The organism is Clostridium sp. UBA6640 (genome assembly GCF_002455975.1).
Classification (GTDB): domain Bacteria; phylum Bacillota; class Clostridia; order Clostridiales; family Clostridiaceae; genus Clostridium_J.
On the sequence record NZ_DKLM01000112.1, the window covers coordinates 34,425 to 41,306 of the forward strand.

The 6,882-nt window shown below is 26.9% G+C and carries 5 protein-coding genes; 3 read left to right on the forward strand and 2 right to left on the reverse strand.

Features of this window, described 5'->3' with window-relative positions:
* Positions 1-307 precede the first annotated feature (307 nt).
* On the forward strand, positions 308-1,762 hold the full coding sequence (gene cls, locus B2W91_RS12375) for a cardiolipin synthase (protein WP_291581380.1): 1,455 nt from the start codon (positions 308-310) through the stop codon (positions 1,760-1,762).
* 178 nt (positions 1,763-1,940) lie between these two features.
* On the opposite strand, the gene B2W91_RS12380 is transcribed toward cls, so the two are convergent.
* A complete protein-coding gene (locus B2W91_RS12380; protein ID WP_291581381.1) occupies positions 1,941-3,503 on the reverse strand; it encodes a hypothetical protein in 1,563 nt (520 codons plus the stop codon).
* Positions 3,504-4,095: 592 nt separating this feature from the next.
* On the opposite strand from B2W91_RS12380, the gene B2W91_RS12385 reads away from it, so the two are divergent.
* Entirely contained in the window at positions 4,096-4,662 is a 567-nt protein-coding gene (locus tag B2W91_RS12385; protein ID WP_291581382.1) for a hypothetical protein, read from the forward strand.
* Between the two features lie 35 nt (positions 4,663-4,697).
* On the opposite strand, the gene B2W91_RS12390 is transcribed toward B2W91_RS12385, so the two are convergent.
* Positions 4,698-5,129 carry an N-acetylglucosaminidase gene (locus B2W91_RS12390; protein WP_291581384.1) on the reverse strand — a complete coding sequence of 144 codons (432 nt, stop codon included), beginning with the start codon at positions 5,127-5,129 and terminating at the stop codon, positions 4,698-4,700.
* 978 nt (positions 5,130-6,107) lie between these two features.
* On the opposite strand from B2W91_RS12390, the gene rluF reads away from it, so the two are divergent.
* The gene (gene rluF / locus B2W91_RS12395; protein ID WP_291581385.1) at positions 6,108-6,857 is read left to right on the forward strand and encodes a 23S rRNA pseudouridine(2604) synthase RluF; all 750 of its coding nucleotides are present in this window, start codon (positions 6,108-6,110) and stop codon (positions 6,855-6,857) included.
* The last annotated feature ends 25 nt before the right edge of the window (positions 6,858-6,882 follow it).

Sequence of the window (6,882 nt, forward strand, 5' to 3'; positions counted from 1 at the left end):
AAATTCTTTTCTATGAATTAAAGGTTAAGAATGAAAAATGAAGAATTAAGGTAAAAATACTTAATATATTTTTACCTTAATTATTGAACTTAATAGTTATTTTAATTTGTTTCTAAAGCTTATAGTCATAATTTGTGTTATTATATTATTGACTTCTTAAAATTTTATAAAATGTAATATTTTAGAACTAATATTTGTTTAGTAATAGTGAAAACTAATAACAATAGTTAACACAAATGAAGTTAAGATTATACAACCGTAACTCTAACCTAATTTTCTCTATAATTATAACTTTAAGGAGAGTATGATGGAATTTTATAGTATTTTTAAAGATATTTTTAATTTTATATTTTTAATTAATATAGTTTTTGCTATTATAGTAATCCTTTTTGAAAGAAGAAATCCCGCAAGTACGTGGACATGGATTATGATTATGTATTTTATCCCCATTTTGGGATTCGTACTCTATTTATTTGTAGGTCAAGACTTAAGAAAGCAAAAATTTTTCTATTATAAAAAAGAGGAAGAAGAAAATTTACTTTCCATTACTAAAGATCAGAAAAACATATTAAAAAATGATTATATAGTAAAAAATAATGAACTATTATCTGAATATCATGATTTTATTAGATTAAATTTAAGTACAGATAATGCTATTTTTACAAGTAATAATGACATTCAGCTTTTAAACAATGGAGATGAAAAATTCCCTAAACTTATAGAATGCCTTAAAAGTGCTAAAGACTTTATACATATGGAATATTATATATTTAAGAATGATGATATTGGAAATGAGATATTAAATGTATTAGTAGAAAAAGCTAAAGAAGGCGTTGAAGTTAAACTTTTATATGATGGCATGGGATGTTTAAGGCTACCTAGAAATTTTTTTCAGCCTCTTGTAGATGCCGGTGGTGAGATTAGTTGTTTCTTTCCGCCTTTTATACCTTATATAAATTTAAGAGTAAATTATAGAAATCACAGAAAAATTTGCTCAATAGATGGAATACATGGATTTATTGGCGGTCTTAATATAGGCGATGAATATTTAGGCCGTTCTAAAAAATTTGGATTTTGGAGAGATATGCATCTTTATATAACTGGCGATGCTGTAGATTCCTTAGAAATGCGATTTTTACTTGATTGGAGATTTGCTGCAAAAGAAGATATAACAATGGGCCCTAAATATTTACCTCTAAAAGGGCAAATAGGTAATAAATGCGCTCAGATTATTTCTAGTGGTCCAGATTCTCAATGGGGGTCTATAAGAAATGCTTATTTAAAGATGATTAATAGAGCTGAAAAAAATATTTATATTGAAACTCCTTATTTAGTTCCTGATGATAGTATATTAACAGCACTAAAAATAGCTGCACTATCTGGTATTGACGTAAGAATTATAATACCAGCTAAACCTGATCATATGTTTGTTTATTGGGCTAGTAAATCTTATGTATGGGACTTAATGGAAGCAGGTGTTAAATGTTATACATACAATACTGGATTTATCCATAGTAAAATGATAGCAGTAGATGGAAGAATGTGTAGTATTGGAACTGCTAATTGGGATATACGAAGTTTTAATTTAAATTTTGAAGTAAATGCTATAATATACGATGCAGATACTACTAAAGATGTAGAAGATTCATTCTTAAATGATATTAAAAGTTCAACCTTTTTAACTGAAAAGCATATGAAAAAAAGGAGTTTAATAGTACGAATCAAAGAGGCTATATCAAGACTTCTATCACCAATGCTATAAAAATATACTGTAGAAAATAAATTTTCTATAAGAATAGCTTAAATCCTTAAAAATCAAGGATCAACAATGAAGGATGAAGAATTTAGGAAAAATTTCACTAAAAATGAATTTCTAAAATAAAATCAATTTTAAAAAAACTCCAAAGGCTTTAGCCATGGAGTTTTAACTATTCCATAAATTATACCATTGATGGTACAAAGACTAATAAGGTTAATGCTGTATCTATTAGTAATCCTGCTGAAAATGAAATCATCATAACATTATCTGGATCTTTTTTATAAATTTCATATGCAAAAGCATAGCTAAAGAAGCTTATTATTATACAAATTATTGCTCCTATAAATTTTGATGCAATTACATCTGGAATTGCATAATGATATTGAGTATATACTACAGAGATAATGCTCATAATTTTTATGATTGTAGCCATAATTCCACTACCTATAAATAATTTCAGTCTCTTACTAATGCTAATAGTATAGTCAAAAAAGCTTATTATTCCAACTAGTAATAATGAAGGTATTATCCATCTTAATCCATATACAAATATATATGCTAATGCATATAAAGAACCTTGCAACATTGCAGTAAACGCCATAGTATACTCTGAGTTCCTAGGAACATTATTAACCTCTTTAAACTCACCATTCATAGAAGCTAAGTTAATATTATATTGATGTTGTTCAGAAAAACTTGTAAATGCCATTGTATCCCCATTTATGAAAGGATATATACAAAGATTTCCAAGTCTTGTTGCATAATCAAAAAACTTAACTTTTCCATCGTAAATAACGTAATCTACTATACTTTCTTGAATATCTTTTTTACCAAATATTCTTTCTGTAGTGGCTAAAAACCTGGCACCTTCATCTGAATAAACGCCTATATTATCATGAACATACTTGTTACCATTAACTCTTAATTCATCTAAGGTTACTTCATCTCCATTTAAGTCAAATTGAATAACTCTAGTACCCATAAATTCACCTTTAAATCTTTCCTCTACTAGAATATATCCATATTTATCATCCTGTGAACAGGCTATGCTGCTATAAGTTAGATTGTCTCTTCTTTCTATTGTTATTATGTCCCTTATTTCTTGAAACTTATTATCTTTTATATATACTGCCCTGAAATCTCTTTCATCTTGTAATAAACTTATAAAATAACCATCTTTATTTTTTACTGCTGAAATCATATTCACTTTTTTAGTATTAATAGAAGTTTTATAGGAAGTTTCCGTATTTATTAACTCCAGTCTGTCATTGTAACTTATTAATAACAAGTTGTCTTCTAATTGATACATAGCATTTACATTAGTTATTTTTCGCTCATCAATTTTGTTAAAATCTTTATCTAAAACTAAAGTACCTATATAACCTATTGAATTTTCTGTAGATCTAAAGTTAAATAAATATCCATCTTTAGTTTTAACAAGTGTAGTATCCATTATAAAGTCTTCATTTACATTATAGCTTTTCTCATTTAATTTTTTTCCTACTCTATCTGTTGCAACTAAACATAATTGATCTTTATTTTCATACCCTACTATAATTTTATCATCATCTTTAATGAGAACTGGATTATTTTTAATATTCCCCTTACCTATTTGTACTTCCTTACTCCATCTATCAGATGGTGGGCTTTTATAAAGATTTACATTAATAACATACTGAAATATTAATACAGATATTAGCATAATCCCTATTATTATAGAATAAACTCTCTTATTATTTTTCATATATATATCCCCCTACCCCACAAATTTAAAATCTTTAGTATACTTTGCTTAATTAAGTATTCTTCGCTTCTCCTTTCGTATTTAATTCTAAGAAAAATACTGTTACACTACTTTGCATTCTAAGTACAAATATGTAATAAATATTAATGCAAAATATAACTTACTTAGTTATTACCACATTGTAGAATTCAAATATAAGAATATTATACCAAATTTTCACATATATACTATCTAAAAACATATTTTAATTTATTAAAATCTTTTCTACTGTTTTTGATTTTATTAACTCTTTAATCCTGTATTCCTTAAGAAATTAAAATTGTTTTCTTCTAATTCTCTACATTTATAATTTTCTTTTCTAATAATTTTACTTTTATATTTGCATTATCTTATAAAATCTGATTTACAATATATACTATTTCTTTCCCCAAGATTCAATTATGTGATATCATATACTTATCTAGATTTTAACAATAAATTATTTATTATATCAATAATAAAATTAATAGTTCTTAAACTCAAATTATATGCTTAATATAAAATCTACAGCAATTCATTAAATGCTAATACTTAGATGAGAGAGTGATTACTTATGGACAAAACTGGTAAAGTGATTAATATTGATGGTAATAAAGTTTATCTAGTTACAAAAGGCAAAGAGTTTGTTACTGTAAGGCGAACCAATGTAAAGCCTGTTATTGGACAGCTTTACACTGGTAATATAATTAAAAAACCCACCTTCTTTTCATATTTAGTTCCTGCAGCACTATCTATTTTCTTAATTGCAGGTATCATATATACATTTAATTCTTTTTCTATTAAAACTTCTTTAGTAGCAGATATGAATTGCACTATTAAAATAGATATTAATAATAACAATAAGATAGTAAAGGTATTTGCTACAGATTCTAATGGATTTAAGCTAACTAATAGCGTAAATATTAAGGGAAATTCTCTAAATGATGGATTAATGATGTTATTTGATGAAGCCATTAATCAAAAGCAGCTAAAAATACCTGATGGATTTCATGCAGGTGAAGTAAAAATATATGTAACTAAAAATAAAAAAAATAATATTTTAAATCTAGAAAAATTTATAAAATATGCTGATGAAAAAAAATATATTATAAATGTAAATAATAATAACAATAAATTTTAATAAAATAAAGGGTTTTGACTAAAAGTCAAAACCTTTTATTTCACAAATCTTGGTATTTCAAATTGCAATTTAGCATTCGGTATATTGTCTAATATATTTTTAATTCTACCTACCTGCTTATAAGCCCAAGCTATATCTGTTGCATACTGATGCCAAGTGCTAGAAAAATTTTCCACATTCCATCTCATTTTATATAGTGTATCTTGGTCTGGCTCTTTAGCTGATGATTCTGCTCTATGTATATAGTTCTCAGCTATCCATTCTGCTCCACCTTCAACAGCTTTTTCAGGGGTTGTCCACCCTTCTTCATAGGCTCTTTTAGCTCCTCCATTTATAGGATCACTATCGAATGCACCTATACCAAACAGATTGTAAACTTTAACAGTCTTTCCATCTGGAGTTTTATAGTCCACGCCAGTAGCAAGCTTAGAAGTTCCATTTCCTGTTTCTAAAATTGAGTGTGCCACTAAATAAGCTTGGCTTACATTATACTTCTTTGCTGCACTATCAAAAGCTTTTCCTNNAAGCCATTTAAAATACCTTTTCCTTTAAGCTGAACATCTAAATCACTAGCAGTTATGCCTTCCATATAGTTCAACTTTAAAAATTGGTACATACCATAATCACTTATCGAAAATCTTTCTGCATCAGCAAATTGCTTAACGCTTATACGACTTGCACTTGTATTAAACGGTGACCAACGGCTATATATTGGGCGTTGATTCATCTGCTTGTCCACAAATTGGTCTAATGTGAATCCATAATCTTTATAAGTTACTGTCCCCTTACTTGTGTTCACTGTGCTATTTGCTTCTTTAATCGTAGTGAAATCTATAACCGCACCTGAAATAAGCTTAACTCCATTTTCACTAACTAAAGAATCTTTCACCATAATACTATAAGTTTCATTANNAACCACCGGATGGCGGATTTACTCTAATTGCTTTATTATCAGCATCATAACTGAAAGTTACAGCTGGTTGTTCACTATTAGCTGTTATAACTATAATATTATTAGATAGATTATTTATCGCATTGCTACTCAATCTATCATTAAGATATATCGTCCAAACTTTATTGATAGGTTGATCAATCTTATGTTCTATTTCTAAAATTGAAGCCTTAGCAACGTTAATATTTAATAAAAATATAAATATCATAGTCATAAACATAGTGCCTAAACTGTGCCAAAATTTTTTCATATAAATTCTCCTCCCCCTAGTTTACAGATTTTTAAAAAATAAAATAATCTTTATAATATTTTGCATATATTATAAAGCTTATTTTAAATTATACATGAAATTCCATACCTTTTATATAATTAATTTACCTTTTTAATAAATTTTCCCTTCTTAATTTGCAGTAAATTTATATTTTAAATGCGTTAATATAAACTTTATAGTATATAATAATTAATGATGTTGATATTTAAAGGAAGGTGTAATATGACTAGCCATATTAGCGAAGAAATAAGACTAAATAAATATATTAGTGAAAGTGGATTTTGTTCTAGAAGAGAGGCAGATAAACTAATCGAAAAAGGCCTCGTATATATAAATGATAAAAAGGCAGAAATAGGTTCAAAAGTAACTTCTGAAGATATAGTTAAAATTAATAATAAAATAATTAAACCTAAAAAGAAACGAGTTTATATTGCTTTTAATAAACCTGTAGGAATTACTTGTACTACTGAAAAACATATAAAAGGAAATATAATAGATTATATTAACTATCCTGAAAGAATATTTCACATAGGAAGATTAGACAAACCTTCTCAAGGATTAATATTCTTAACTAATGATGGAGATATAGTAAATAAAATTTTAAGAGCAGGAAACAATCATGAAAAAGAATATATAGTTACTGTTGACAAGCCTATCACCAATGAATTTCTTCATGAAATGAGTAATGGAGTGCCTATATTAGACACGATAACGAAAAAATGTAAAGTAAAAAAAGAAAGTAAGTATGTCTTTAGGATAATACTGACTCAAGGCTTAAATAGACAAATTAGAAGGATGTGCCAATATTTAGGATATAACGTTACTAAATTAGAAAGAATTCGAATTATGAACGTAACTCTTGATAATATACCTATTGGTAATTGGAGATATTTAACCAAAGAAGAAGTTAATACTATAAACCAGCTTGTAGAAAGCTCAGTGAAAACAGAAGAAGCATCTAAAAGAAGCTGAAACAATTCACAATGCACAGTTCACA